This window comes from Bacillus sp. MMSF_3328 (assembly GCF_030733525.1).
Taxonomy (GTDB): domain Bacteria; phylum Bacillota; class Bacilli; order Bacillales; family Cytobacillaceae; genus Bacillus_AB; species Bacillus_AB infantis.
On sequence record NZ_JASHIV010000003.1, the window covers coordinates 198,369 to 224,932 of the forward strand.

33 protein-coding genes are annotated in these 26,564 nt (G+C 43.6%); 5 read left to right on the top strand and 28 right to left on the bottom strand.

Annotated features, from left to right (window positions below; all coding sequences use genetic code 11):
* Nucleotides 1-76: 76 nt before the first annotated feature.
* Nucleotides 77-1,135, bottom strand: a complete 1,059-nt coding sequence (locus RBB45_RS07180) for an S-layer homology domain-containing protein (protein WP_306009327.1) — start codon at nt 1,133-1,135, stop codon at nt 77-79.
* A gap of 240 nt (nt 1,136-1,375) precedes the next feature.
* Here RBB45_RS07180 and RBB45_RS07185 point away from each other — a divergent pair, with 240 nt between their 5' ends.
* The 3 genes from RBB45_RS07185 (at nt 1,376) to RBB45_RS07195 (ending at nt 3,606) form a co-directional block, all read left to right on the top strand.
* Entirely contained in the window at nt 1,376-2,089 is a 714-nt protein-coding gene (locus RBB45_RS07185) for an Ltp family lipoprotein (RefSeq protein ID WP_371931559.1), read from the top strand.
* A gap of 55 nt (nt 2,090-2,144) precedes the next feature.
* Nucleotides 2,145-2,345, top strand: coding sequence for a DUF6199 family natural product biosynthesis protein (locus RBB45_RS07190; protein ID WP_306009328.1), 201 nt, complete (start codon nt 2,145-2,147; stop codon nt 2,343-2,345).
* Between the two features lie 418 nt (nt 2,346-2,763).
* On the top strand, nt 2,764-3,606 hold the full coding sequence (locus RBB45_RS07195) for a hypothetical protein (protein WP_306009329.1): 843 nt from the start codon (nt 2,764-2,766) through the stop codon (nt 3,604-3,606).
* 122 nt (nt 3,607-3,728) lie between these two features.
* Here RBB45_RS07195 and RBB45_RS07200 read toward each other — a convergent pair whose 3' ends face one another.
* From RBB45_RS07200 to RBB45_RS07315, 24 genes are all read right to left on the bottom strand, one after another.
* Complete coding sequence (locus RBB45_RS07200; RefSeq protein ID WP_306009330.1) at nt 3,729-4,418, bottom strand: N-acetylmuramoyl-L-alanine amidase; 690 nt, start codon at nt 4,416-4,418, stop codon at nt 3,729-3,731.
* A 123-nt stretch (nt 4,419-4,541) separates the two neighbouring features.
* Nucleotides 4,542-4,793 carry a hypothetical protein gene (locus RBB45_RS07205; protein ID WP_306009331.1) on the bottom strand — a complete coding sequence of 84 codons (252 nt, stop codon included), beginning with the start codon at nt 4,791-4,793 and terminating at the stop codon, nt 4,542-4,544.
* A gap of 13 nt (nt 4,794-4,806) precedes the next feature.
* Nucleotides 4,807-5,070 (bottom strand): hemolysin XhlA family protein, encoded by a 264-nt coding sequence (locus tag RBB45_RS07210; protein ID WP_306009332.1) that lies wholly within the window; start codon nt 5,068-5,070, stop codon nt 4,807-4,809.
* Between the two features lie 34 nt (nt 5,071-5,104).
* On the bottom strand, nt 5,105-5,245 hold the full coding sequence (locus RBB45_RS07215; protein WP_306009333.1) for an XkdX family protein: 141 nt from the start codon (nt 5,243-5,245) through the stop codon (nt 5,105-5,107).
* A complete protein-coding gene (locus RBB45_RS07220) occupies nt 5,245-5,625 on the bottom strand; it encodes a hypothetical protein (protein ID WP_306009334.1) in 381 nt (126 codons plus the stop codon). Before RBB45_RS07220 ends, RBB45_RS07215 begins: the two co-directional genes overlap by 1 nt.
* 13 nt (nt 5,626-5,638) lie before the next feature.
* Nucleotides 5,639-6,742, bottom strand: a complete 1,104-nt coding sequence (locus RBB45_RS07225) for a hypothetical protein (RefSeq protein WP_306009335.1) — start codon at nt 6,740-6,742, stop codon at nt 5,639-5,641.
* A 3-nt stretch (nt 6,743-6,745) separates the two neighbouring features.
* The gene (locus RBB45_RS07230) at nt 6,746-7,126 is read right to left on the bottom strand and encodes a cupin domain-containing protein (protein ID WP_306009336.1); all 381 of its coding nucleotides are present in this window, start codon (nt 7,124-7,126) and stop codon (nt 6,746-6,748) included.
* A gap of 12 nt (nt 7,127-7,138) precedes the next feature.
* Nucleotides 7,139-10,174: a Gp37-like protein gene (locus RBB45_RS07235; RefSeq protein ID WP_306009337.1), complete on the bottom strand. Its 3,036-nt coding sequence runs from the start codon at nt 10,172-10,174 to the stop codon at nt 7,139-7,141.
* Complete coding sequence (locus RBB45_RS07240; RefSeq protein ID WP_306009338.1) at nt 10,171-10,869, bottom strand: hypothetical protein; 699 nt, start codon at nt 10,867-10,869, stop codon at nt 10,171-10,173. The genes RBB45_RS07235 and RBB45_RS07240 overlap by 4 nt, the downstream gene beginning before the upstream one ends.
* Before the next feature lie 12 nt (nt 10,870-10,881).
* Nucleotides 10,882-11,751 carry a phage tail family protein gene (locus RBB45_RS07245; RefSeq protein ID WP_306009339.1) on the bottom strand — a complete coding sequence of 290 codons (870 nt, stop codon included), beginning with the start codon at nt 11,749-11,751 and terminating at the stop codon, nt 10,882-10,884.
* A 2-nt stretch (nt 11,752-11,753) separates the two neighbouring features.
* A complete protein-coding gene (locus RBB45_RS07250; protein ID WP_306009340.1) occupies nt 11,754-15,428 on the bottom strand; it encodes a phage tail tape measure protein in 3,675 nt (1,224 codons plus the stop codon).
* Between the two features lie 170 nt (nt 15,429-15,598).
* Nucleotides 15,599-15,898 carry a phage tail assembly chaperone G gene (gene gpG, locus RBB45_RS07255; RefSeq protein WP_306009341.1) on the bottom strand — a complete coding sequence of 100 codons (300 nt, stop codon included), beginning with the start codon at nt 15,896-15,898 and terminating at the stop codon, nt 15,599-15,601.
* A 55-nt stretch (nt 15,899-15,953) separates the two neighbouring features.
* On the bottom strand, nt 15,954-16,535 hold the full coding sequence (locus RBB45_RS07260) for a major tail protein (RefSeq protein WP_306009342.1): 582 nt from the start codon (nt 16,533-16,535) through the stop codon (nt 15,954-15,956).
* Nucleotides 16,536-16,549: 14 nt separating this feature from the next.
* Nucleotides 16,550-16,873: a hypothetical protein gene (locus RBB45_RS07265; RefSeq protein ID WP_306009343.1), complete on the bottom strand. Its 324-nt coding sequence runs from the start codon at nt 16,871-16,873 to the stop codon at nt 16,550-16,552.
* Nucleotides 16,870-17,235, bottom strand: a complete 366-nt coding sequence (locus tag RBB45_RS07270; protein ID WP_306009344.1) for an HK97-gp10 family putative phage morphogenesis protein — start codon at nt 17,233-17,235, stop codon at nt 16,870-16,872. Before RBB45_RS07270 ends, RBB45_RS07265 begins: the two co-directional genes overlap by 4 nt.
* Complete coding sequence (locus tag RBB45_RS07275; RefSeq protein ID WP_306009345.1) at nt 17,236-17,595, bottom strand: phage head closure protein; 360 nt, start codon at nt 17,593-17,595, stop codon at nt 17,236-17,238.
* Nucleotides 17,582-17,884 (bottom strand): hypothetical protein, encoded by a 303-nt coding sequence (locus tag RBB45_RS07280; RefSeq protein WP_306009346.1) that lies wholly within the window; start codon nt 17,882-17,884, stop codon nt 17,582-17,584. Before RBB45_RS07280 ends, RBB45_RS07275 begins: the two co-directional genes overlap by 14 nt.
* A 5-nt stretch (nt 17,885-17,889) precedes the next feature.
* On the bottom strand, nt 17,890-18,078 hold the full coding sequence (locus RBB45_RS07285) for a hypothetical protein (protein WP_306009347.1): 189 nt from the start codon (nt 18,076-18,078) through the stop codon (nt 17,890-17,892).
* Nucleotides 18,079-18,105: 27 nt separating this feature from the next.
* Nucleotides 18,106-19,278 carry a phage major capsid protein gene (locus tag RBB45_RS07290; protein ID WP_306009348.1) on the bottom strand — a complete coding sequence of 391 codons (1,173 nt, stop codon included), beginning with the start codon at nt 19,276-19,278 and terminating at the stop codon, nt 18,106-18,108.
* A gap of 16 nt (nt 19,279-19,294) precedes the next feature.
* Nucleotides 19,295-20,089: a head maturation protease, ClpP-related gene (locus RBB45_RS07295; RefSeq protein ID WP_306009349.1), complete on the bottom strand. Its 795-nt coding sequence runs from the start codon at nt 20,087-20,089 to the stop codon at nt 19,295-19,297.
* The gene (locus RBB45_RS07300; protein ID WP_306009350.1) at nt 20,086-21,234 is read right to left on the bottom strand and encodes a phage portal protein; all 1,149 of its coding nucleotides are present in this window, start codon (nt 21,232-21,234) and stop codon (nt 20,086-20,088) included. The genes RBB45_RS07295 and RBB45_RS07300 overlap by 4 nt, the downstream gene beginning before the upstream one ends.
* A 6-nt stretch (nt 21,235-21,240) precedes the next feature.
* Complete coding sequence (locus RBB45_RS07305; RefSeq protein ID WP_306009351.1) at nt 21,241-22,875, bottom strand: terminase TerL endonuclease subunit; 1,635 nt, start codon at nt 22,873-22,875, stop codon at nt 21,241-21,243.
* On the bottom strand, nt 22,872-23,243 hold the full coding sequence (locus RBB45_RS07310) for a hypothetical protein (protein WP_306009352.1): 372 nt from the start codon (nt 23,241-23,243) through the stop codon (nt 22,872-22,874). The genes RBB45_RS07305 and RBB45_RS07310 overlap by 4 nt, the downstream gene beginning before the upstream one ends.
* 116 nt (nt 23,244-23,359) lie before the next feature.
* On the bottom strand, nt 23,360-23,692 hold the full coding sequence (locus tag RBB45_RS07315) for an HNH endonuclease (RefSeq protein ID WP_306009353.1): 333 nt from the start codon (nt 23,690-23,692) through the stop codon (nt 23,360-23,362).
* Between the two features lie 118 nt (nt 23,693-23,810).
* Between RBB45_RS07315 and RBB45_RS07320 the strand changes: the two genes are divergently transcribed.
* Nucleotides 23,811-23,996, top strand: a complete 186-nt coding sequence (locus tag RBB45_RS07320; protein WP_306009354.1) for an aspartyl-phosphate phosphatase Spo0E family protein — start codon at nt 23,811-23,813, stop codon at nt 23,994-23,996.
* A gap of 373 nt (nt 23,997-24,369) precedes the next feature.
* Here the strand turns inward: RBB45_RS07320 and RBB45_RS07325 are convergent, their stop codons facing one another.
* The 3 genes from RBB45_RS07325 to RBB45_RS07335 form a co-directional block, all read right to left on the bottom strand.
* Nucleotides 24,370-24,675, bottom strand: a complete 306-nt coding sequence (locus tag RBB45_RS07325; protein WP_306009355.1) for a hypothetical protein — start codon at nt 24,673-24,675, stop codon at nt 24,370-24,372.
* 137 nt (nt 24,676-24,812) lie between these two features.
* The gene (locus RBB45_RS07330; RefSeq protein WP_306009356.1) at nt 24,813-25,112 is read right to left on the bottom strand and encodes a hypothetical protein; all 300 of its coding nucleotides are present in this window, start codon (nt 25,110-25,112) and stop codon (nt 24,813-24,815) included.
* An 80-nt stretch (nt 25,113-25,192) separates the two neighbouring features.
* Nucleotides 25,193-25,732 carry a BA5345 family protein gene (locus RBB45_RS07335; protein ID WP_306009357.1) on the bottom strand — a complete coding sequence of 180 codons (540 nt, stop codon included), beginning with the start codon at nt 25,730-25,732 and terminating at the stop codon, nt 25,193-25,195.
* Between the two features lie 427 nt (nt 25,733-26,159).
* Between RBB45_RS07335 and RBB45_RS07340 the strand changes: the two genes are divergently transcribed.
* The gene (locus tag RBB45_RS07340; RefSeq protein WP_306009358.1) at nt 26,160-26,549 is read left to right on the top strand and encodes a GIY-YIG nuclease family protein; all 390 of its coding nucleotides are present in this window, start codon (nt 26,160-26,162) and stop codon (nt 26,547-26,549) included.
* The last annotated feature ends 15 nt before the right edge of the window (nt 26,550-26,564 follow it).

Genomic DNA, 26,564 nt, shown 5'->3' on the forward strand with positions numbered 1-26,564 from the left:
CATAGTCACTGTTTCTTTTTGAATTAGATGACAGTTGGGAGAAAAAAGGGCACAGAATAAACTGTGCCCTGCGTACTTATTCAATTGTAATTCTTAAACCGCCCCAAGTAGAATAGTCTAACGCTACATTTACAATCAAGTATGTTCCAAAACCTTGTCTAGGCCAAGAAGCTGCCCAAGAATAACTATCTATGTCATCTCCCCAGTCGGCATCAATGTAAGCAGCCTCTCCGTACACGCTAGAAATATTATCGTACATTAAGTAAAAGTATTCCTCTAATAATTCTAAATCAGCTGCATTATTCACAACATCATGGTAGATGTTAATCGAAGTCAGGCTATTATCCGAGAACTCGTAAATTATGTCAGCAGTAAGTCCTAATACATTTGCGCCGCTGTATAGTAATCTTGTTGCATCCTCTTTCGCAAGGTAACCACCAGTTGTATTTTTAACTTCCTGTTTAGTCATGCCTAGAGCAATATTACCTATCACTGGCGTCTTTGTTGGTGTAGGTGCAGGTGCTGGGTTAACACTGTCTAGCTTAATCGTGTTATAGAGGAACTTAGCAAATTGTCCTCGGGTCACGCCTCCCTCAGGCTGGAAAGTTCCATCCCCAATACCTGTTGTAATCCCGTTAGACGCAATTGTAGAAATGTAATTGTACGCCCAGTAGCTCTTTCCAACATCCCTGAATGAGTAGTTGTATTTGTTGCTAAGGTTATAACCTTTAACTAAGGCTTGTGCCATTTGTGCCCTGGTAAGTATGTTATTAGGATAAAAGTTGCCGCCACGATTAAACATACCTAAATTCGTTGTGGCCGCGATAGAACCGTAAGCCCAATAAGTACTCTTAATATCTTTGAACCCTGGGTTTGCCACACTCTTTGTGTTTAAGTTTAATGCCCTGGATAACATGACAGCAGCCTGTGTTTTAGTGATCTTGTCGTTTACTCCGAACTTACCATTAGAGTAACCGTTAATAATACCCTGATTTACGAGACTGCTAATAGCTTCAGCTGCCCAGTGGTTAACTGGTACATCACTAAACTTCTTTGTGGCTGCTTGTGTTTGCATTCCCCCCAACCCACTCAGCAGTAGGATAATAGCTGCAAAACATAGGAAAAATTTCTTCATCTGTTTCCTCCTGGAAAATTATTATATAACAGTAGAATTCTACCATAAGCATTTCTTATTATCTATAATTTTCCAAACTAAAAGAGGCACAGACCAAACTGTTAACTGTTCCGAGGTGTTTTTCATAATACAAGCAAATGTAACAGTGACAATACCGGGACAAAAATTTAATAAGTAGTGTTCTAATAACACTTCTCATATGGTAAAATTTTACCATGTTAACTTAGGGGGAGATTGTTGATGTTTTTGTTCGTAATTAGCGCTTTAGGTATACCCGTTTTTTTGATACTAGCTTTAATCGCAGCCTTTAGAAAAACAGGAAAGGCCAAGTATATGTTTATGGGATGTGTTGCAAGTTTTATTTTACTAATCATATCTGCTTTTACGATGGATCCCGCAGAGGTAGATACAGCATCAACCGACAAAATTGATTCAGAAAAAGCTGTTGAAGCAACGGCTACTAAAGAAAGTGAAACAGATACTGAGGAAACAGAGGAAGAGAAGAAAGCAGCTGAAGAGGCGAAAGCAAAAGAGGAAGCTGAGAAGAAAGCTGCCGCTGAAGCAGAAGCTAAAAAGAAAGCTGAGGAAAAAGCTGCTGCAGAGGCTAAAGCTAAAGCAGAGGCGGAAGCCAAGGCAAGAGAAGAAAGTATACCTAGGGAACATAAAGCAGCATTGGCAAAAGCTGAGGCCTACGCAGAATCTATGTATATGTCCAAGGCAGGTATTTACGATCAGTTGACTTCTGAGTACGGAGAAAATTTTCCTCCGGAATCTGCTCAATATGCTATTGATAATATTGTGTGGGATTGGAAAGAAAATGCATTATTGAAGGCACAATCTTATGCAGAAACTATGAATATGTCTAATTCGGCTATTTACGATCAATTAATCTCGGACTTCGGGGAAAAATTCACTGCGGAAGAAGCCCAATATGCTGTTGATAACTTGAAATAAGATTAAAGCCCCTCTCGAATGAGAAATGTTGGTCTTAGAACCATGGAGGAATGAAATGGGAAATGAAATAGTATTACTTCTAGTGGGTTTCTTCTTCGCATTGTTCCCTGGTATGATATGGTTTTTTTCAATTGGTTGGTTATTTAAAGATGCTGAACCAAGTGGTACTGTAATTAAGGTTATAAGATACTTCGGAATCTTTAATGTTGCAATAGCGATTTTTTTAATTCTCGACAGATTCGTTCTACTAGGTTAGCAGTTGCTCCTATGTAAAAGTTTAAAGCCCATCTCGATTGAGAAGGGCTTTTTAGTTGGAAGAACTTTTGGGTTAAGAATCATCATTTTATACTTTTCTTAGCAATTAAACTACCAAAAAAAGCAACCAATACTGAAATTATCGGAATGAGTATTGGCATATCCAAGTAAAAAACAACCAAATAACTTATTATCGGAACGATAACTAAAATTAGACCTAATACGAATATAGATTGTTTTTTATTTAATCTTAAAATGTTCAATATTTTTCCCCCTGACAATATTCATTTTACTATATTTTAAAAAGAATTGGAATTTTATATACAAATAATTAAAAAGTATAGTATGATTAGGAGGTAATTGTATATTTTTGTAATATATGGAGATATACAAAATAAATTTAGGGTTAGGAGAGTTTCATGAAACGTTTTACTTTTGTTTTACTGGTAGCAGCATTAATCTTTTCTGTAGTTGTTAAGCCCACTGAATCTTTCGCTCAGGAATCTGCAATCGAGAACATCGAAAATGGTCATGTTGAATCGTTTTTTGATAGTGAGGGTAATAAGACCGAATTAGAATATTTATATGATGAAAATGAACTTCGAGTTAATACCTATGTTAATGGGGAATTAGCTGATTTTACTACTAGAGAAAGCATTGGAGAAAATGAATATTCAGAAGAAATGGTATACACTCAAGTTTTAGATGTCAAAAACGTTAAGAAACCAAAGAAAGTTAAGAAGGTAAAAGAATATAAAGTTAAAGACTTTGTTACAGAAGCTAATGAGCCTACTTTTACAACAAGTAGTGTAACACTAATGCGTCCGTATCCATATATTAAAAGTAAGTATAATTCCACTCTTAAATTAACAGGTTATTTATATGGTACCAGCCAGACTAGTACAATAAAGAAATTTATGTTTGATTTTAAAAGAGATGTTGCCCTTTCAGTAGTTGCAGCTGCAATTACTACTGTATTTGCTTCAGTTATTGTTGCTGTAACTGTTCTACTAACATCGTTAGGAGTATCATTTGGGCTCACTTCTTTAACTGACTCTTTAAATGGATATTATGATGCTACACGAAAAAGATATTCTTATTATGTGACGGTTAAAGGGAAAGAAACCTACAGTCACAATCAAGAACAAATAGATGTTTATTATTATAATAGTAAAAATGGTAAGAAGAATACTCGAGTTAAAAGAAGTGGCTCTTGGATGTCAGAAGATGCAATTTTAAATGTAGGTATTATTAGCTACTAATTTTTAAAAACCTATACTCAACTAGATGTGACCTCGGTATTATACCGAGGTCCTTTTTCCTTTAAATATTTACACTGCATTTTCACTTGCTCTAAGAGGGTCATTTATTTATAAGTGAAAATTCATCTTACTCGTAATACTTGTCCTACATATATCGTGTAGTTAGCATCAAGGTTATTCCAATCCCTGATTTGCTGAACAGTACTTCCGTATGTCCTGCTTAGAGAATACACAGTATCACCAGATAGAACGGTGTGATAAACAGCTGTGGACTTCTTAGGCAAATTGAAGCTCTTCACAATTCCATTCACATGGCCACGGGCCAGCGCTTCAATGAAAGAAGCAGATTTCAATTTAGCTGCATCATTGGCATTGTCAATAAATCCATTCTCGGTCAAGATTGCCGGCATATTCGATTCCCTAAGCATATGGAAGTTAGCCGACTTTTTACCTCGATCGTTGAAGTCCACGAGTTTCATAACCTCAGCATGGGTGTTGCTCTGATAGGTAGTTGTTGGTGCCCCTACTCCCGGATAAACATAGTCCTCATAGCCTGTCCCGCCGCCTGCATTAATGTGGACGGACAACAGGAAATCAGCTCCCCAAGAATTAGCAGCATTAGTTCGCTGTGTCAGGGTCAATGATTGATCCCCTGTCCGGCTCATAAGGATAGAAACGTTATCGTATTCTGCTGTCAGGATATTTTTAATTCTTGTTCCAATTTGTAGCGTAAGATTCTTCTCTTGAAGACCATTTCCAACCGCTCCTGGATCTGTACCACCGTGTCCTGGATCAATAAAAACCTTTACCATTTAAAATCACCTCGTAATATTTTTATGTTGTTTCCGAAAAACTGCTTGTACTAACAACACGAGTACAAAACTACATGAGGACCACCCCTTTCATGTCATAATAAAAAGCCGCACGGAGGCCGCTTATTTTTTCATCAATCCTTGGGACTGTAATGCATTTTTCTGCAGCTGAGCCTTCTTGCTGGCAAAGGTGTTTTTCCAGACTGCCCATGCATTCACCGCGATAAAAATACTCAAAAGAATGAAATTGGCAATGTCCCCAGCAAACGGGACGATATCCACATTAAAAAATCCCTTGATGCCTAATCCTAATAAAGAAAGCCACCCCGTAAGCAGGATGGCCCAGTCTTTCCACGTTTTCGGTTGTTCGTACATCTTTATTTCCTCCCTATCCTTTTAACACAGCGAATATAACCCCAATCACTCCGCCGATGATGGCTGTACAAGTGGCTGTAAGTATAGCGTTGGTGATGGTCCTCTTCAGCCACTTGGTGTCTTCTTTTATTTCCTTCAGGTCGCTCTGCATGTTCTGGATGGTCTGATCCTGCAGCAATGATTTATCCTGCAGCCGGCGGATATCCGCCTTCATATCGTCGATGTCTTTTTGTACAGCCGTCTTCCAGATGTCCACTGTTTCCGCCTCCTGTGTCAATCACAATCCCCCCTTGAAGGCAAAATAAAAAAGCCTACTCAGTGTACGCTTTATCTGTAATCTCTGTATATTGGTTACCTGTGAGCATTCCCGCTTTGACAAACGTTTTTAGGCTCTCATCATTGTAAGATGGATGGCTGTTATCATAGTAACGCTTGATAGTTGTGTACCACATTATCGATCACCTCCCATCTTCATCGTGGCAATTTCCATAAGCAGATCCCCTTGTGAGGCTTCTAATTCGGCAATTCGTGCCTTGTCCGTTGCGCTTTCAAATAGCATGGTTCCCAGCTGCTCTTCGATCTGCAGAATCTTATCATCCGGAGACAAGGGACGGTCCATATACTCATAGTAGAGCCCTTGCTCCGGACTGTATTTCATGATGGCCACTTTATCAGCCGGCGTCTGGGAATTCGGAACAGCATCCAGGAAAACGCCACCCTCTTCTTCAAGCTCCTCTCTTGACTTGCCAAGGCCCTGGTCCTTATCAAATGGCAAGTAATGAATAAATGCATATCCATTTGGGGCATCCCCATCGACTTTTACATATATCATTCTGATTCCTCCTTTATTTTATGGTTAGATAGTTGATAAGCTTGTAGACGTTTCGCTCGTTAAAATCAGGAGCAATAAATACATCCGCATTGCCAACCACCTTCGCGGGCGAGATAGGCGCAACATCAAGCCGTTTGACTGTATTACCACTATCAAAAGTTTGTTTTCCGAATTTAAAAAAGCCGTTATCCAATTCTTGTGAATAAAGTCCGTTCGTATCTCGGGTTCCCAGCGAGAAATACGCATACTTTCCATCCTTTTGAATGTGGAAGAACTGGACACCCGTTGATTGGGAATAAGCGTCCCACTGTCCTCCATCGGGCGACAACTGTTCGCTCTTGATCAGGCTCATGTCACTTTTGTTGAAGTAATAGACATAGGTGTGTTTGTAGTCGCTACCATACGTGTAGAATCCGTATACATATTTTCCAATATCACTTTTAACCGGGTAAGTCAGTTCATATGCTTGCGAAACCGGAGTACTTGCTGCCGTCCCATCAAACCGGATAGCTCCAGTGGTGTAGGGAGAGTACTTGTCCTTCCAAATCAGGATCTTGGCCTGATAAATCACCTTAAAATCAATATTAGTGCGGCTAAGGACGTCTGTTACTGCATAATCTGATCGGCGGAATCTTTGGAATTGCATATACGTATTGTACCGATTCTTAGTCAGCCCATAAATATAGGTGGCATCATAATGAAGGACCTGAACCATTGAAACACCAAGCTGAATAAGAAGCACCCATGTGCTGGTGCTGTAGACGAATGTATATTGCCAATTCTCATTAAGGTTGCTGCTGAATGCGGTGATAAATAGTTTGTCACCCATCCAATATATATTGTTAACGTAGCTGTAGGGTGCATTAATGGACAACTCTTTTACAAGTTCCATGGTCGATACTCTGAAGACTTTCAGGCTGCACATATTATTGGAATAATCGCTTACCACATACATAAAATCTCCACCAGCGTCATCCATCAGCACCTTGAAATAAGACGCGCTGCTGGGGACGGATGCAACCCTGGGCAAAGCAATCGCTTCGTTAAATTGGGTAATGGGCATTCCTCTTGGTTTGCCGCCACCGAAGATGCCTCCGTGATCCCTTAAATCTATCATGTCTTACACCTCACTAAACCAGTCACCGTCGGAATCATAGTTGATGGTGAAGGAATCTGTTTTTAGGACTGTTGACCCGTTGGTGGAATAATAGGTTATTGTTCGGGTCGTGTATTGAGGCGCGGTACCCCCGCTGAGCGTGCTGCGGGCAAATAGTGTATTATCTGTCTTTCGCCGGTATTCCACCACTGTGTAAATCCCGTTGGCATCCTTGGATGACTTGGCTGTCCTTAACTGCCGCATCGCTCCTGCACCTATTTCCGCCAAGGCCCCCTCTACAGTCGAGCCGGCATAGAAATTAGCGCTGTCGGTAACATCTACCTTGCCGGCATCTGAACCGATCACTTCCCATGAGGATCCGTTCCAATATTTTTGTTTTGCCATTATTTCACCGCCTTAGTTGGTATCTATCCAAAAGAGATTTTTATTGGTTGGTGCTGAAGTTCCTGCTTGATAAGGGCTAAAGGCATTTAGCGTCTTATCTGTGATTAAAGTTTCCCAGTCAGTCCAGGTGGTAGCATTGTAGTTCCATCTTCTAATTTTAATGAAGTCTCCACCATATGAACTTGAATAGGGCGTATATATTTGCAAAGTACCTCCGCCAGAACTATATCCCTTGATAGTGGTTATCGTTCCATAACTGAACCAACCCTCGTTGCTTCTAACAAACATTGAGGACACTCCGACGGGGTAGCTGGAATGGGTGTCATCCGCATTTTTCACATATGAACCCAGATAAGTGATGTCCGATGTTGAATGCGCGTGGCTGCTGGGAGGGAAGTTGCTTGGTCTGTTCAATACGTTGGCCCATTCAACAGAATCGGCAACTGCTGCCCCTGGTGGTCCTTCTGGTCCCTGGGGTCCTGTGTCCCCCTTGTCGCCTTTCTCCCCTTTCAGGTCGACTGACAAGCCATATGTGCCATCCGGATTTTCGAACCGAAGGCTTGTCCCAGTCCACTGATGCGCCGGTTTGTCCCCCTTTAAACCTTGCGGACCGGTATCGCCTTTTATCCCTTGCGGCCCAGTGGCCCCGATATCTCCCTTTTCCCCTTTATCGCCCTTTGGACCGGTTAACCCGATTGGACCTTGAGGACCCGTCTCCCCCTGCAGACCTTGCGCACCCTGAATCCCTTGAGGACCTTGGGAGCCCGTAGCCCCTTTGATAGACAGTGGGTCCCAGTACGCTGTATTGGTCGGAATCGTACCGGCAGAGGCCAGCGCCTTGAGGATATAGGATGAGCCGTTATAAGCCACTGCATCCCGGACAGAGTAAGTGGCGGAGCTGCTATAAGTGCCCCGCCATACAATGCTGTCTCCCTTATCACCTTTTGGCCCGATAGGACCAGTAGGACCCTGAGCACCTGTATCCCCTTTCGGGCCAATCGAACCAGTTAAGCCATGAGGTCCTGCAGGGCCTGTGTCCCCTTTTATTCCTTGGGGACCCTGTAGGCCTTGCTCCCCTTTTGGACCCGTCAACCCAATCGGCCCCCGGGGCCCGGTATCTCCTTTTTCACCCTGTGGCCCCTGAAGATCGACCACGGCCATCTTGGCGGACACCAAGAGATATTGATCGTCAGGCAAGTCAGCCAATAATTCGATCCCATTCCCTCCAGGAAGCTCCTTGAATGACTGGCTCGGCTGCCGGTCCCCATTGATATACAACTCAACAGCATGAATGCCCACGGGAAACACGTAGCCATCATTCCAGGAATAGACGGTCTGGTTGGCTGAGCTGTTGAACTCCCTTTCAAACAGGACATAGGACTGAGAGCTTCCAGGCGGCCCCATGGGACCCACCGGACCGGCATCGCCCTTCTCTCCCTTCAACTCGGCATATTGGTAGGCTGACTCGTCCTCCCTCTTTACACCAAGCTTGGTCGAATCCCAGGTATACTCTAATCCGAATCCTTGTGGTCCTTGTGTCCCGGGCACTCCTTGTGGCCCTTGAAGCCCTGTATCCCCTTTTGGACCCTGTGAGCCAGTTGCTCCCTTCGGGCCTTGGGGGCCGATAGGACCGGTGTCACCCTTTGCACCTTGTATGCCTTGAGGACCCGTGTCCCCTTTGGGCCCGGCTGGCCCTTCTGGACCTGTTGCGCCTTGCGCTCCCTGAGAACCCTGTGCGCCAGTGTCTCCCTTTTGACCTTGTACACCCCTGTCACCCTTGGGCCCTTGTGGTCCCTGAATGCCTTGCGGGCCTTGAAGATTGGTGTAGGCAAAGCTTGCCTCATCTTCCCGGCGTACCCCCAACGAAGTCCCATTCCATTGATATTCAAGCCCGATTCCATCAGACCCGTTTAACCCATCTAATCCGTCCGCGCCACCTTCCCCTGCAGCACCCGAAACAGGATCCAGGGAAGGTGTGTCCATCTCCTGCTTGATAACGTCCACCAAAGAAGGGAACGGCTTACCAAAGGTCGCCTCGAGATTTAAACCCCCAGGTTCGTAGATTTCCTTGATCTCCGTGATGCGCAGATTTTCTGTGATGCCAGCCTTTCTGTTTTGGATCGTGATGATATCCCCTAGATTCCAGTCCCTTCCGTAGACAAAACTCGAATAGGGGAGAATGGTATTTTCAAAGCTTCTGACCCTGGCAAACTCGGAAAGCTTCTGTTCCCCTCTGGATGGAAGGTCCGCTTCATTTTCGATATCCCTTGCATCAATGAAGGTTTCATAGCGCTCAACACCAGTCTGTTCAGCATTGCCCACCTCGACCAGGCTTCTTTCGGCTCCTTCCCCCTGGCCGGCCACATAGCCATAATTCTTGTAGCCTAGCCCGCTGTCTGTGTATTTTTGAGTTTTTATGTTATCAAATTCTATGGAGAAGGTGACCGGCGAGAGCTCGGATTGTGAAACAGACAGATCCTTTCCTTCGAAGACATCAAAGACAAAGCGCTTATTCTCGATATCCAGGTAGATTCCCCACCCCAAGCCGGAGGCGATGGAAAGCTTCTCAAGCTCTTCATCCAGCTGCTTGAACCTTGTTTGATAGACGGTCCGGCTGCCTCTTTCCAAGTCCGGCGAGATAACTAGATTAGTAATCTTTCGTTTGGGATCGACAGGATTGACAGCTTGAAGGTTCACGTATTCCTTCATGATCGTTTCCACTGAAGCATCGAGGCGGTGATAAGCCTGCCCCTCTGGCGGGACAGTGATCCTCTGGCTTAGCCAAGAGCCAAGGCTGCTGCCCTGGACCACAAAGACCTCCTGCCCGTCTTCCCTGACCTCATATTCAGCATAACTGATTATGGCACTTTTAAAGTGGTCATTATTAAAAAGCAGAAGGTGGTCCTTGCTGAACGCCGAAACATTCACCCGTCCCTCGATCATTAACTGGAAGCTTCCGCTTTTATGCCATCTCGGTTGATATTGAAGGCTTGTGTACTGATCTACTTCATCCACAAGATTAAAGTTTAAATCAATGATCCGTATCAATTCGTATCAAGCCACCTGTCATTCAGCGCGGGGATGGATGGCGCTGATTTTCCTGTATAAAACGTGATGCCGCCCATGGCCGGGTTCTGGACCTGTATCCCTTGAAACCAGGACTCCCACTCCCTCTGATAGTTTTCCTTCTTCAGGTTCATGTCGACCATCCATCTGTTCCATTCTTCCACGAATTGTTCAGTGGGGACGGTGATGAGGGAGGAAACCAATCCGGCCACCTCAGGATTTAATCGTTCATCGATCACGCTTGTCACCTGGCTTTTCCCGGCATCGATCTTCACCTGGGCCAGGCTGATTTCATAAACCGTTTCATCCCTCTGCAGGGTTGGGGGAATGGGAATAGTCCCCGGTGTCCCCTTTTTGATGAACGCCTTGATATGACGAGCATTCAGATTCTTATCCAGCCGCAGGACGATTCGATCTATCCTTGGGTTGGTTACGTCGGCTGGATCATGTGTAAAGCGAATTTCCTCGGTGTTTCTATACATAAAGCCCTCGATATAGGCACTTCCCGATTCCAGCAATGTGGCCATGCCAGAATCAGGTCTCACCAGGAGGGCAGGTAAGGAGTTTGTATGATACAGCCCATTGCTCAGGAACTGTTTAAAATATAGAGCAAATTGCTCCATATCATACTGTCGGTCCCCGTTGACCGAATTGAAAAAACTCGATTCTTCTGCCATCTTTGCGCCCCCTTATACCGTTGTGAATCGATTATGCCAGGCTATTGAGACGGCCGCTCTCTCATAGTCCGCGCCGGTTGAATAATCCAGGAGGTTGTTGCCTGGTATCAGCCGGAAAAAAGTGCTGCCTAGATGGATAAAGTGAAACGCATTCCACGATTCTCCGCTCCCCTGGATTTTCCGGACACTTTTCTGTCCGGGAGTCGTATTGATCTCCAGTCTTTCATTTTCGGTCAAGCTTTGATTGACCTCGATAAAATCACCGGTCGTGACGTTGATGATCCGGATTGGGGCTGTGGCAGGCCCGTTAAAAATAATTCTCACGGAGGTTGGCACTTCCCCATCATTCTGTAAAATCTTCGCCTTGTTTTCAGACTGCTGGGCAAAGAAGGTAGGTAAGGATAGGGGGAACTCCAGCCCTCCCTCCCAGACGACCATCTGCTCTTTCCTCACTCTCTCCAGCCAATACGGATCTGGGGCTTTCAAGTTTATCAGGGCCTTTTGAAAGGTTGCCCCTTTGTTGCCTCTTCCCTGCGGATATTTCGGCACATGTTCAGAGACTGCCTCGATCTCCCTTGTACCCATCTCATTTTCAACAATCAGCCTGCCTGGCCCTAAGGTCGGGTTAAACACCCTGCCCAGCTTGGTCCGTTTCTGGACTGTGTCGGCCCTGTTCAGGCCAATGATGTTGATATCAAATGATAGATACCGCGGTTCCAGGTTGGAGCCGGTATAGGTATCTCCGTCTTGATCCGGGGCCTTTTGTGATTGAATATTAGAGTCCACATCCCCAAGCCCAGAAACATCTTCAACGACATATGAGCCACTGTTCTTTAACACAACCGATTCATTATTCGCGTTGATAAACGTAAATTTCTGCATCCTCATCGCCTCCATTCAATAGCCAGCTGCCGTTGAGCCTGCAGGGCCTTCCTGGCTAGTTCCGACGGCGATGAGTTTGCCGGCGCCTGGATAATGACACTCGATTGGAACGTATCCTGATAGATTTGAGAATCGGCCTGCTGGCCAGAAAAGCCAGGAGTCGCTCTCACGATCATTTCCCCGATTTTTCCAAGCACTGCATCGTTAAGTGGAAGCGCCGCTTCCGGCCCGGCTTCTCCGAAGCCTTGAAATCCCAGAGGTGTGTGGAAAATGGTTGGCCGGGTAAATAAGGCCCCTTTGGCGTTCCAAGTGACATCTAATTTGGGTACAGAAGGAGGCATCAGGCTGAATTCGCCAGTAAGATGGAACTCTGGCAATTTAGGCAGTTTAATGTTGGGAAGCTTCAGCTCCATGTTGTCGAAGATTCCTTTGATGGCATCGACTTTTTCGCTGATTTTGTTCTTGGCTTCCTCAATAGGCGAGACAATTTCCCTCCCCAGATCAACTATTTTTTCAGTGCCCTTCTTCTTGAGCTCCTCAAATTTATCAAGGGCTCCTGCCTTCAGAGATTCATATTTTTCAACGGCGGAATTTTTCAAGGTCTCTGCTGACTCAATCACGTTGTCCTTCATATTGTTGTATAGCTTTTTGGCAGCCACTCCCTGCAGTTCCCAGATAGTAATGGCTTTATTCTTCATGACTTCCCACTTGGAAAGCACTTCCCCGGTTTCCCAATTTACATTTGCTATATGCTCCTTAGCTTGATTCTGAGCTTCACTCACAACGCTTTGGTGCATACCCTCTGCATGGGCAACGGTATCGTCTCTCTGCTTTTTAGCATCAGCAATCATACGAGTGGCCATATCAGCAGTGATTTCTCCCGTTTCATCGCGCATGCGAATAATAGCAGCATGTGTTTCTTTATATTGATTTTCTGCTTCAGCTACTGCTTTGTCTTTTTGCTCTTTTGAATTCTTTACCACTTCTGCAGCTTGTTCGGCAGTAATAATGCTGGCATCAGCCTTCATACGCTCCAAAATAATTTTTGATTCAATTTCACTTTCAGAAAGAATCCTAACTCCATCATTGACCATTCCTTCGCGTATTAGATTGATCTGGGTATATTCTGCCTCAGTCAATCCTCGATTCTCCGCTAATGCCCTTGCCGTAATTTCGTTAATTATCCTTTCGCCATTCTCTACCTTTTCTTGTCTTTGTTGATAAGTAGAATCAATTTTTTCAAGAACGGTCGCTTGCTCCTGATCCGTCAGCATCATACTATTCTCAAAAAATCGATTCATTGTTTCTAACCTGGCCGCATGATCCTCTTCCAGTCCCGCCAATATCTGATCGGCCATCTTAGCAAACGTGCCAGTAATAGAGTCAGACATTTCCTTCGTCACTTTTTCGCCGCCCCACCTCATGAGGTTTAGCTGCTCTGTCACTCCATCGTTCATCTCAAGGAAACTGCCGACCGCTTCTTGTGTAGCCTCCGAAATATCCTCGGTGAAGATTTCGGCTTGGATGGATGGCTTTTTCATTTCCTCTGAAAGTTTGTAGGCACCAAAACCAAGGGCCGCAAGGCCGGCAATCGCCAACCCGATGGGACCGGTTATAAAGGCAATGGCGCCGCCCAGGGCACCTATGGCTGGCGTGGCTGCTGCAGCACCTGTAGTGACTACACCTATCGCACCGACAACGGTGCTGAAGGCTGTTACCAATGCTCCCACACCGGTAATAGCACCGCCAAGAATAGCAATGAATGCACCTATTGCTGTAATCACTCCAAGGATGGCAGCCGTTACCATGGCTCCCATCGCAATCGTCTCTTGCATCTCAGGAGACAGGCCGTTAAATTTATCCGTCAACTCCTGAATGACTTCCACAACCTTATCGATCGTGGGAAGTAGGGCATTCCCAAACGAGATGGCCGCTGTTTCCACAGAACCTTTCAGGATTTCAATTCTTCCTTTGACGTTATTCAGCTTTTCTGCCGCCACATCTGCGGACTTGATTTTGTTCATCGCCTCCACCATGCTGTCAATGCCCTGGGCTCCTTCCTTGTAAAGGATGTTGGCCGCCCGGATGGCATCGGTTCCGAACATGGTTTTAAGGGCCATCTGCCGCTGTTCATCTGTCAATCTCGCAAGCTTGGTTTTTAACAGCTCGGCGATTTCCGATAAGGACTTGATGGAACCTTCTGCATCGTAGAATGCGCTGGTTCCCTCTTCAGTCAGGAGGCCCAGATTGGCCATCTCTGTCGAAGCTGCCTCTGTGGAAGGAGACAAGTTTAAGAGCATCGTCTTCAGGGATGTACCCGCATCGGATCCTTTTAGCCCGTTTTGGGCGAAGGATGCAAGTGCAGCCGTCGTCCCCTCAAACGATAATCCCACGCCTGAAGCGACCGCGGACACCATGGAGAGCCCGAATTTCATTTCACTGACAGATGTGGCAGAGGCATTGGCCGCGCCCGCTAACAAGTCAGCTGCCCTCATTACGGAAAGATTATCGTCCTTAAAGGCATTTAGGGCTGTTGATGCTATTTCAGCTGCGTCAGCAAGCTCCAGCTCTCCCGCAACGGCTAACGACAAGGCGCCTTCCAGTCCGCCGTTAATAATGTCAGTGACAGTGACCCCTGCCTTGATGAGCTCCTCAATCCCCTCTGCTGCTTCCATGGCAGAATACTTCGTCTTGGCTCCCATCTGAAGCGCCAGTTCCTCGAGGGATCCGCTGAATTTCAATACCTCATCGGGAGACATAACGGATTTGACGGAAGACATCTGGGATTCAAAATCCATTGCTTTCTTTGCGCTTAGCCCAAGACCAGCTCCTATGGCTAGAAACGCAGCTCCAAATGATTGGGCAATGTCTCCGCCTACTGACTGCATTTGCCCACCCATCCGATTCATTCTTTCTCCGGTATCGGCCATTCGCTGACTTAATTGCCGCAGAGCATTTGATTGCTGTTGGATCTGGTTTGTTGTTGCCATCAGTTGAGCTTCCGTTTCTCGCATAGCCTGAGTGGCACCATTAAGACGAATGGCCAGCTCCTGAGTCGCCTGAGCATCAGCTCCGTTGGCTCTGACTGATTCTTGATGCAGTCGATTTAATTCCTCCACGCGTCTTTCCTGCAGTCTCAGAGTTTGGGTAAGATGGTCCTCCCTTTGCTCCAGGTCTTGGACGGAAGAACCAAAGTCATCGATTCCTGCAGTAGCAGCCGCAAAAGCTGAGTCCAACAGCCTGATTTCACGTGTAATATCAGAGACAGCTGCGTTAACCACACTTTCCAGCTGGTTAAACCCATTGGATTGCTGCTGGATTTGCCTGTTTACGTTCCGCAGCTGCTGCTCGGTTGTATTCATGGCCGTCACAGCTCGGTTATACGCTGTGGCCAACTTTAATGTTTCTGCTGCTGTCTCGCCTTGAGTGGTCTTAGCTTGCTCGTATTGACGTCTTAATTCCTCCACTTTTGTCCGGTGTGTCTGCATAGTTCTGGTTAAGATATCAGACCGGGATCTCAGTGTTTCTAAGCTATTATCAAATTTCCCAGCACCTGAAGTGATGGCCCGAAACTCTGATTTAAGCGCAGTAAGTCTGCGGTTGACATCATGCATCCCTTGGGTGAAATCGATGCTATTAAGTCCTAATGTTATTCGCAGGGCTCCTACTTCTGCCAAATTCTCATCCCCTTACAATAGCTGATCAATGAAGGTCTCTTCCTCTTCCTCTTCCTCCATCAACAGCTCAAAATAAAAAGAGATGTCCATGCCATCAATTTCAGGCAAGGTCCATCCCTCTTTCAGTAGTTTCCTATACATTTTTTTGATGGCGATATAGGGGTCCTGAACTATTCCTTCATTTCGTTTCCCGCTTTACCGGATCCGCCTGATACTGATTCAATAATCTTGTAAATGGTCGGGATAAGCTGATCGGCCGGCAGCCCATCATATAAATCATCCAGAGTAAACTTATCCTGGAAGATACCGGTCACGATAATGCCCATCACTTCGTCCAGCTCTTCAGGTGTGAGGTTATCGAAATTCGTCAGCTCCTTTTTTAGTCCAAGCAGCTTCCGGAAGGCCCGGGAAGGGATAAATGGGGCAGTAAATATTTTCTTTTCTCCGTCTTTCATTAGTTCAATACGCAAAGTGAACTCCTCCTTCTAATCAAAAAAGAGCCGGTATTCGACCGACTCTCTAAACTCAAACTTCAGGTGTATAGGATCCAGTCGAAATCACCCCGTCAGTAAACCAGTTAGTAACCAGGGCGGGGTCTACTCCTTCATCATTACTTTTTACTTTATAGCGCCAGTCTCCATCATAATCACGTTTTAGGAATTGGCCTGTAATAGTAGGTGTCTGATATTCAATGTTTTCACCTTTTGTCTGATAGTTGTGCTGTGGAATTGAGAATTTTCCTTTCAGCAGCCAGACAAACATCTCCGCTCCATCACTAGTCTTAGAACGGAACCCGATGGCCACATAAGGCGCAGTATCTTCCGCGTTTTCAACCATGACCCCTGATTCATTGATGGTGTGGCCAAGTAAATCTGCCTCCACATCGGTTGGAAGATCTGATGTATTAATTGTCAGTTCAGTGGTTCCTAAGCTTGAATCCGTTGCCGCCGGCCCATCATCCGCATACAGAGTCGATGTATTTGAAGAAGTTGTCATTCCTACTGAAATAGCCGGAGCGATCCTTTTAGGCTCTTCGTATGTCGCCCCTGTTTCATCATCATTAATTAACTTTGAGTAGTGCAGATCTTTCAATCCAATTGTAGCCACTATTATTCCTCCTCTTATTGGACAAAATTAAAACGGAGCACCTTGTGGAAGTACCCCGTGTTGTTCTCGTAGTATTCTGTTTCCATTGATCGGATAAAGCCCTCTTTTTTCAATGATTCTTTTACTGATTTTGTTAGATCGGTATAATCCGTTTTGCTCCAAATATCCACCTGAATGGAATGAGCCGTCCTCTTTTCCTCATTGTCCGCACTCACTGCAGAGCGCTGATTGAATTCAAAGAAAGTGATATAGGTTAGCTCATTACCGGGATAGGTCTGGAAAGATACCGGGACCCCAATAGGTTTTAGGGTGTTTATGATTAAAGCATTCAGACTCATAACCCTAGTTCCCTTTTGACGACATCCGCCATCTTATCCTGGATATCGCCTTTACTGTTCTCGAAGGCTGGGCCCATGAAAGGCCTTGGTGCTGCCTTCTTTGTTCCAAATTCAAGGAAATGCCCATAAAAGCCTTTCCCCTGCTGATCCGGGCCAACATCGATTTTATCGTCCTTCACATCAGATTTAATAATATTTTCCCGGAGCTTCCCGGTCCTTACTGGAGTAGACTCTTTGATACGATCCTTTAAAAGATCCGCACCCTTGTTCAAGGCTTTTTCCGTCACCCGGCTGCCCACAGCTCTATTCATAGCAGCCAACTGGCTCATCAATTGATTCATGCCTTCAAGCTCTGCTGGCATTTAGCTCACTTCCCTTCCGATAATGGTCAGAGTTTCATCTAATCCATTATCATTAATAGGGGGCGCTGTAATTTCATAGAACCTGCCTTTATACTTAATTCTCATATCAGAGTCAATGCCTTCGGTGTATCTGATTACAAAGGTCATGGTGTTTTTAGCATAAGTGCTGGCAGCAGAATAAAATTCCACATTAGATGATTTGTCATTAGGCGTTTTGAGCATGGCCCAGGCACCTTTAAAATCTGTCCATTTTTCTTCTGGAAATCCATTTTCATTCGTGCCGGAACTCATCTGCTGGATAGTGATGTAATGTCGGAACAACCCAGAATTAATGCGACTGCGATATTTAAACGGTTGCATCGGGATCTTCCTCCACAACATATTGTTCCAATGCTTTGTCCACTCCCAGACTGTTAATCTTGCTTAAAAAATTCTTGTGGAAGTATTCCAGGGCATCATTATAGACATACCGAGAACGCTCAAAGACCAACTCCTTGAACGTCTCATCGGTGTTTATGTCATAATTGCCACACTCCCTCCGGAGAGCCTTATCAGACGCAGAAAGGATGCGTCCCAGGTTATCATCTTCATGATCGCCCAGGTGCATCCTCTCTTTGAATTCATTAATTATTTCAGGAGAAATGCTCATTTACATCACTCCTTTTTGTTTTCTTTTACTTCCTCGATGAATACCCGCTTATATTCAGGGTGGACCTTGGATAATTCTTCAATTCGTTTCTTTGTCGGCTTTAGATCTCCTTTAGGATATTCCTCTCCGGCTTTATAACGGGTATTGTTGTCCTCAGCATCCTTAAAGGCATTAACCACCTTATATGTTGCCATAATGCATCATCTCCCTTTTAATTTTATTTAAACTGTTGGAGTTTCTGGAACGAAACTGATGTCCAGGTCGTAAACCAGGGCGGCTTTGTTGTCCTTTGGTTTTCCATTTGCAAATTGCTTAATTGTGTAAAGAGTCGCATCTTCAATAGCAAGAGTCTGATCAAATTTCTTCAACTTGTATCCTCCGGCCAGGGCTGCTGTGTATTGTCCTTTTACAAAGAAGAGTGCTTTACCTACTGGAACCTCTTCTGATTCCACCACTTGAATGTTATATGGCATTGCCATCACCCATTGACCATTGGCTGTCTGGATTGTATTACGTGCTTGTACAGCAATGGCATCCACGGGGTTGACTACCATTACAATCTTATTTAGCACTTTACGAGATTTACCTACTGTTTCATCCTCTTTTGGTTCAGCAACAGAGAGCTCCTTGACAACCCCATAAAGTTCTCCGGCTACAATCACACCTTTATCCGACGGCTCAAAAGTAAGTGTTCCAGAAGAAGCTTTATCAGATACCGCTCCATTTGCAGCAACATTTTTCATCAACCCTACAGGTTGGTTAGCAGCAGGTCCCCCACCATTTACAAATCCAAACTCCAAACCAACTGAGTAGGATTCAACTAACAGAGTACGAACATAACGCTCAACCCATACAGGACCTAGCTCAAGCATATCGTTAGGAATTGCAGCAAATGCAGTAAGTTTCAATTGACCAATTTGCTCTTCTCCGAAGGCCGCATTAACTTTTCCTTTAATATCACCAAAGAGTGGTCCCCAAGCATAAGCTTTTGTAGGATCTGAAGTAATAATTCGAGTAACCGCACCTAGATCCTGAAGACCAATCGCTTCAAGCAGTGGGTGTTCCGTCACCAAATCCTCGAATACTCGTTCTTGTGTAGTCACAGGCAGGATAGATTCGTCAGTAAATCCTCCTGTTTCCACGACTGCATTGAAAAATCTAGTTTCCTCGGATGTAAGAACATTCTGGCCGCGCTGCTGAAGGATGGAGCGATCCAACATACCGTCATTAACTTGAGAGCGTACAGTATTTGTTACCTCAGCCTGCAAAGCATCGAAAAAGGATTGGAACGCTTTTGACTGTTCCTGATCTGTTGATTCTGCATTCGCTAAAACAGCAGTAAGGTTTTCTTTGGCGTTCTGAAACTCCTCAGATTTTTTAAATTTTATTGTCATTAGGGGATTCCTCCAATTAATTTAAATTTAAAAAGAGCTTGCTCAAGTTCCGCTTTGCAGCTGGCGCTTGTTCAGGCTCTTTTGGTTTAGGGTGTATTTCATTTTTCAATTCATTTTTAAAATCTTTTAACATCTGCTGCATATCTTCCTTGGTGACGAAATCACCCTTGTTCCCGGGTTCCTTGTTCTTTTCATTCATAACCTTGTTTCTAATGCCATCAATAACCGCCTGAGGGATTAGAGCTGGCCCGCTGGCAGCCGATGCCGCAAATTTAATAGAATCATCCGCGAACATTATTTCATCCACAAATCCAAACTCAAGGGCTTGCTGGGGACCCATCCAAGTTTCTTCTGCCATCATGTTAAGTAATTCTTCTTCTGACTTACCGGTTTTCAACATATAGGCATTCACAATTGTTCGGTCTGTCACCTTCAACCTCTCGGCAGTTTTGGTCATATCACGATGATCTCCAAAACCTATTGAAGATGCATTGTGAACCATTATCTGAGCAGTAGGTGCAATGCGGGTTTTTTTAGTGCCTGTTGCAATGAAAGAGGCTGCGCTAGCTGCTAATCCTACAATCTGTGACTCAGTATACCCAGGGTAATTTTTAAGTGCAGTATAAATCTCTGAACCATCCCACACATATCCCCCCGGACTATTGATTGTCAAAATAACATCTTCACCATTGGCCTTATCCAGTTCTTGAATAACCTTGCGTGGCCAAGTAGCCTCCATTTCAAACCATTCATAAATCCATGCATCATCATTAGAAACGATTGGTCCATTGATTTCGATTTTCACTGTCATCCATTCTCACCTCCTTCAGTGGTCTGCATTTCCGTATAGTTCTTCGTGATGTAGTGTTTCTCCAGATTCGGATCGGTTGACGGCTCATACCCAGCCTCCTGCCTGATTTCATTACCTGTAAAGGCCCCGGAAGAAACGAGCTTATCAATGCTGTTTGCCAGGTCAAATAAGCTGTTATAAGAAATACTCTTGATATCTAACTTATTACCGGACAAATACTCTTTCTTCGTAAAAAACTTACTGTTCCCTTCATCCCCAATCTTTTTGAGTAAAGGACTGACTGTGAACATCATGTAATTCTTCGTTTGCTTTTCCACATCGGCCATATCCCCATGGAGTAAACTTACCGGGATGCCTATAGCCATGGCTACCTGGTCCAAAAAGCCATTGGTCACTTTGTTGATTTCATCCACTCCAGGACCATTTGTATTGCCGCTAAAGTGCTCTTTGTAAGTGAAGCCTTTTTGCTGTGGAATGATAGCTATGTCTTTTCCCGAAACGGCCTTGTACATATTATTGATAAACTCTTGCAATTTTCCTTGCTGCTCAGGAGTCTTAGCTGCAACCATGTCCATATCGACTGTCCCGCGGATTTGGCTCTTCCTTTTTTGGGAATTGAGGATCCTGCCAAAAAGCTCACCATAATCTGAGAAAAGCCCATCAATTAATGGCGTTAGCTTCTCGTTTGTATACCTCAAATGTAGAACCTCACTCTGTCGGAAACTTCTCTTGTACTCGTATTCTTTTACTTTCACTTTGGAAAACGTGTCCTCCATGACAGCATAAGAATTGTGGAGGAAGTCATCGGCTATTAGCAAATCCTGATCATCTGCCTGGATGATTAAGCACTCGTTGTCATAAATCAATTTCAGAATCACAGTTTGCCAGAAAGTACTGGCCGTCATGTTTTTATTTGGCCTGACGTTGAGCCGATAATACAGCTCATCTTTCTCAAACTCGGCGCCTTTTTTAATCCGGAATTCGGATTGACTGATAGTCCGACCAAGGAAGGCAGCGCAAGTCTCAACAGCAAGTTTTTTCATGTGAATTCGCAGAGGGATATTGGCAATTAATTCCCCATCAAACATAAAGCCTAACTCACTGTTTCTTTTCAGTATTGCGTCCAAAAATCCAATTGTTCTCACCCCCTTCTAAAACTGGATATCTGCCAAGAAAAAATCAACCTCATCCACCAGGATTTCATCTGCCTTGAATAGGGCATGTATGAATGCTTGGAAGCCATCTGTCTTGCGCCGGAACTCATCCTTCTTTAAATACTCTTTGTTGCCGTCTGGCTTTGTCTTTACATATACATTATTGGTGTACCAGCGCATCAAAGGATTGTCTCCGAAAATGAGGTTCTTCTTAGCAAAGATCGTTTCCACCCGGGGTGCCAGCAACGAATGAATAGCCTTCGGATTCCGGATATATTCAATCTCAAACCCTTCAGCTTCCAATGCTGCTTTTACCAGGTCAAGGCGGAAAGTATCGGCTACTATTTTCATGAGTCCGTACTGCTCCCGCATCTGGACGAACCAATTCACGATATGATGAATCTCGATGACGGGGCCTTCCACAATTGTCAGGAGACCCTGCTGTTCCCAGTCCTTTATTGGAGCCTCCAGCTTCACGGTATCCAGAAAACCTTTCCGCACAAACGAATGAGTTTTCCAAATGTAATCATCTCCCACTTTGAATAATAGGCCGACCGCGGCAAAGTCTTTTATCCTGGCATAGTCAAGGCCGCCTACACAAGGCAGGTGCTGCAGATTAGGGATTTCTCGATTTGTTGCCAGTATCTCTTCCCATGGAGCAACCGACTTTTCAAGGTCCGTCTCCGGGTAGTTCATCCTCTTGGTCATAAACTCCATGCGGTTGGATGGATTCGTCTTCAACTGCCGGTACTGCGTTTTCACTTTCTTCAGGAGGCCCTTGGCATAGGGAGTAAGCGCTCCCTCGAACATTGGGTTAGCTTTGCCCCATTTCGTCGGATCGTCAGCCTCTGCCGGGTCATCGATTCTGCAGATGAAGGGGAACAGGGGATCATCCAGCTCCCGGCCTTCTAAGATGGCATCAGCCCGCTCTTTTGTCTTATCCAGGAATCCATCCCGGACATATCCGTCCGTTCCGATGAAGAACTCTCGGGAATTCGGCACCTTACCGAGACCTGAGGAGAAAACATTGACGGTATCAAAGGTGGCATAGGAATGGATTTCATCATAAATAACGCAGCCATCGCGCAAACCATCCTTTGTTCCAGCATTCGAGGTATGAAACTGGACGATGCTCTTGGTATCGTAGCTCATGATTTCTACTTTTGTCCGGTAGAACATATCCTCCAGGACTTCCCGGTTGCCAATCGTGTCATATATCTCCTTGAATGATGTCTTTGCCTGCTTCTCGTTGTTGGCCACAATTGAGACGTTGTAGCGAGGAATGCCATGTAAAGGACTAATGAAGAAGTGAGCGTATGCAGATATTAGACCGTTCTTCCCGGCACCCCTGGCCATAAGGTACAAAAATTGCTCATAAAAAATAGCGTCATCTTCTTTGTAGAAAAGGAAGACAAACGCTGCCAGGAATTTTTGAAACGGGTTTAACGGGAAGTACCACCGCTCAGCAAACTTTATGAAGTTTTCAAGCATTTCCTCATCAAAGTACAGGTCATCTCTGGGAAGGATATATTTCTCCAGGTAGGCAATGAGCTTTATGCGCTCTTTATTCAGCTCTATTTGGCCTGTTTTCCAGAGTTTTATATACTCCGAGACATATTGGTTATGAATCATATCAAATCGCCTGCAGAGCGCTGTTTCTTGGCCTGTATCTTATCGACATCCGGGGCCTCATTCGGAACCATAGCGAGCAGCTTATCGCATGCTGCCGTGTATCGGTTGATCATGGTGTTATAAGACTTCTGGGAGGGGTTCTCCACATGCATCTTTTGCGAGCCATTTTCAAACCGATAAGTCGGCCCCTTGGCCTTGATGTCCTCTTCCAGGATCCGCAGAGTCACTGTCATAAAGGCAACGCGCTCCACCAGGACAGCAGCTGCCTCCTTCTTGTTTGCCGGCATCTTACTCAGCGTCGAATTCCACTTTTCAATCTCGGCAGCAATCAATTCATCCTGGGTTTTTATGCTGTATTTCTTAGACATTCATGGGTACCCCCCTCCCCTCACGCCTGCACGCGCGATAAATTTGGAAAATCGAGCCCCACCTCCGGTGCCCTGTTCTGAAAAAAATTTCAAAACTTTTGACCGGGGGGCTTGCTCTACCATTTCTCATCATTCCATTTTGGTTTTCTTTTCTCGAACACCCTGCCATGCTTAAGGTTATGGCATCTAACGCAAAGTGTCTCCAGGTTCTCTTTGTAGAGTGCCAGCTCCGGATGATCTTCGAGCTCCTTGATATGATCCACAAGCAGCATGATCTTCTTACGCTTGGCACTCTTGCTGTACTGGTTAGTATCAACTGCCGCTCGCCCTTGCCGTTTACATTCCTGGCATTCGTAATTGTCACGCTGCTTTATTTGTTTGCGCAGCTGCTTCCATGGTCCACTATCATAGAAATTTCGTTTCTGCTGCTGTGTTTTATACTCAGCCATTTGTCCCCTTCCCCTTACATTTTTGTCTAATTCTGTCGAAACTCTTTTCTTTGAATTTATTTTCCAGCATAATGGTTTAGCGCTTGATGATTTAATGAATAAATGCGTTAAAGAAGGAATGAGTAAGCTGCATTACAACAAACACAACCAATCAGAGAGAAAAGAAGAACTTTACTTATCAATCGTGATAAAGAGAAATAAGATGATTGAACTAGCTAATACAAAGGGACTATTGAACAAAGAGACCATTAAATGCAGCCAGGAGCTGGATGCACTATTGAATAAATTTCAGGCGAAGAAGTAAGTACAGCTCCCTTCTTTTTGAAATTAAAAAGACACCCGGATGGATGCCTTAATTAAAAATCATATTAATAACCGGGCTAAAAACCTCACTATACTTCCCGTAGATTAGGCATAAAATTAACGCAATACCTCCACCAATTTTCACTAGGTAATTAGGTACTTTTATAACTATGAATAGCAATAAAACTAAAATTAAAATAGGCAATAAAGGTTCAATTAATACACCTAATAACTGTCCTATAGTTTCTCTAAACTCAATTAAATCAAAATTCAGTGTTATCTCCCCTCTTCCTTATACTTTTTAAATATATCAATTGATCAAACATTTTTTCCCCACAATCCTCGAAATGAACAATCACTCCAAAGAGCAGCTGTTAAAATTCAACTTCAAAACTATATTCTGTGTCTGTATTTTCATATACATATTCGTTAGCTAACTCTTCAGATAATCCTAATTCAACTAGCAATTTGTGTAAACCGTTTGGACCTTCTCCACCATACCCAGATCCTAATCCACCTTTAATAATCATGATGTCATCGGTACCGTTAATAGTTGTTTCGTAGAAGATTTGTGATTTATTTCTTTTATGAGCAATAGAGTTAATTTCACCTAGTCTGTGTAAATTGTCAAATACAAAACTTAAAGATTTCTTTGTAATACCATTCTGATAAGTAATCATAAAAAGCATTCCCCTCTCATCAATATTAATATTATTAATTCGACAAAAGAAGATGTTTTCCTGCTTCTTTCTTACCAGGAATTATGAATCATTTGTCCAGATACCTAATATAAAAAGCACTCCTGAAGGAATGATTTCTAATAATTTATATTCTTAACCCATTGACCCTTGTTATCATAAGCCAACGATAATTGGTTTCTTGCAATAATGAGGGCCTCCTCCGCAGAATCAAAATTAGCTGCAGATGTAATGTATACCCCTGCTCGACCAGGCCCTTGGTAATAATGACTAGTATCCATCTGATAATATCCGTTTGAATCCACATAAATTTTAATTCCTATATCTTGTCCATCAATCGAGACCACATATTGACTCTCCAACTTTTTAGCATATTCAATTAGAGTTTGACTTGATAATAATTCTAGATCTTTATTCACTTTAAACCAACTCCTTTTTCTACCTATTTCGACATTAAGGCTCCCTCCACCTTTTTTTCTAAAAATCAAAGATTAGTTGGTTAGAAATCAGACTTTATTTTCCTCAAAAAATAATCCAAATTGTTTTGGAAATAAATCCAATTATTCAACACTATAATATTGATTACAAAGACAACTGTAATTAATATTCCGATTTTGAGGGTGAAATTAACAAGAAACGAAAGAGTAATTATTGATAACAGAGATAGAAGCAAACTAAACCATAATGCTCTAAGGGCATGCACATTGCCTAACCTATAGCTGTATATTCGTTGGATTTCTGAACCATAGCTGCCTGTAATTATTTTATAGTCCATTTCATATTCTTTTTTAAAATAAATCGCTCTCTTAGTCCACACAACAAATCCTAAGCTCATACTAACCTGATGAATAATATGCCCTAAAATTATTCCAGCACCAATAAACACGGAAATTAAAGCTACAATTACAGGAGCATTCTTATTAAAAATTATTGATTTAACTGTATCAAAGTCAACCAGAGAAAAAAACGTGATTATAATAAAGAGAAACATCCAACCAGGAATCCCCCATCTTATGAGGTACTTAGTTTCAAAATTCATGTCCACATTCCCTTCAACATCAAATTAGCACTCAAGCAATGGTTCTATCCAAACAATATTGTTTGTGAAGGTTTTGAGACCCTTGCAAATCTCATTTGCAACTATATTTTCTTTAATATTATCTTTAAAGATTATCTTTAGAGCTCGGACATATATGAAGGAAAAATTTTTACTGTACTCTAATTAAGCACTCTACTGTACTCTAATTAAGCACTCTACTGTACTCTAATTAAGCACCCTTTGCAATAGTGCTTAATTAAGCACCCCCCTTCTGACACCCCATGTAGGCGCCTTTGCTATAGTTCCGATAATATAAATTTATCACGTCTTTGACCAAACATCTTACAATTAATTTATATTTTTTTGCTAAAAAATGTATAATTTTTTGTTATTATTTTTATATACTCACAACGAAATGAGGTAACGTATGTACGGCTGGCTTATGACAGATGCGGAAATTATGGCTGAAAATGTAGGAGTTAAGGGATGGAGAATTGATATACCTCATAGTGGAATTTATAGGCTTTATAATGAGAAAGGTGAGTTATTATATATAGGATGGGCTACATATTTAGCGGAAGGAATTCTTGAACATTGCAAAGGTAGAAGCAAAAATACTGGCCATTTTCATACTGAAATTTATAGGATATTAGTTACTTCTGCAGGTAATTTCGATAACGTCTTTGCTAACAATAAAAAAGGAATAGACGTTGAAAGCCTTACGATTAAAAAACTTAAGCCTAAATACAATAAATTATATAGCCTAGATTACAAGCCTAATTCTAGATGGAAAGACAAAAGACGATCTAAACGCTAAAAAGTTGGGCACATA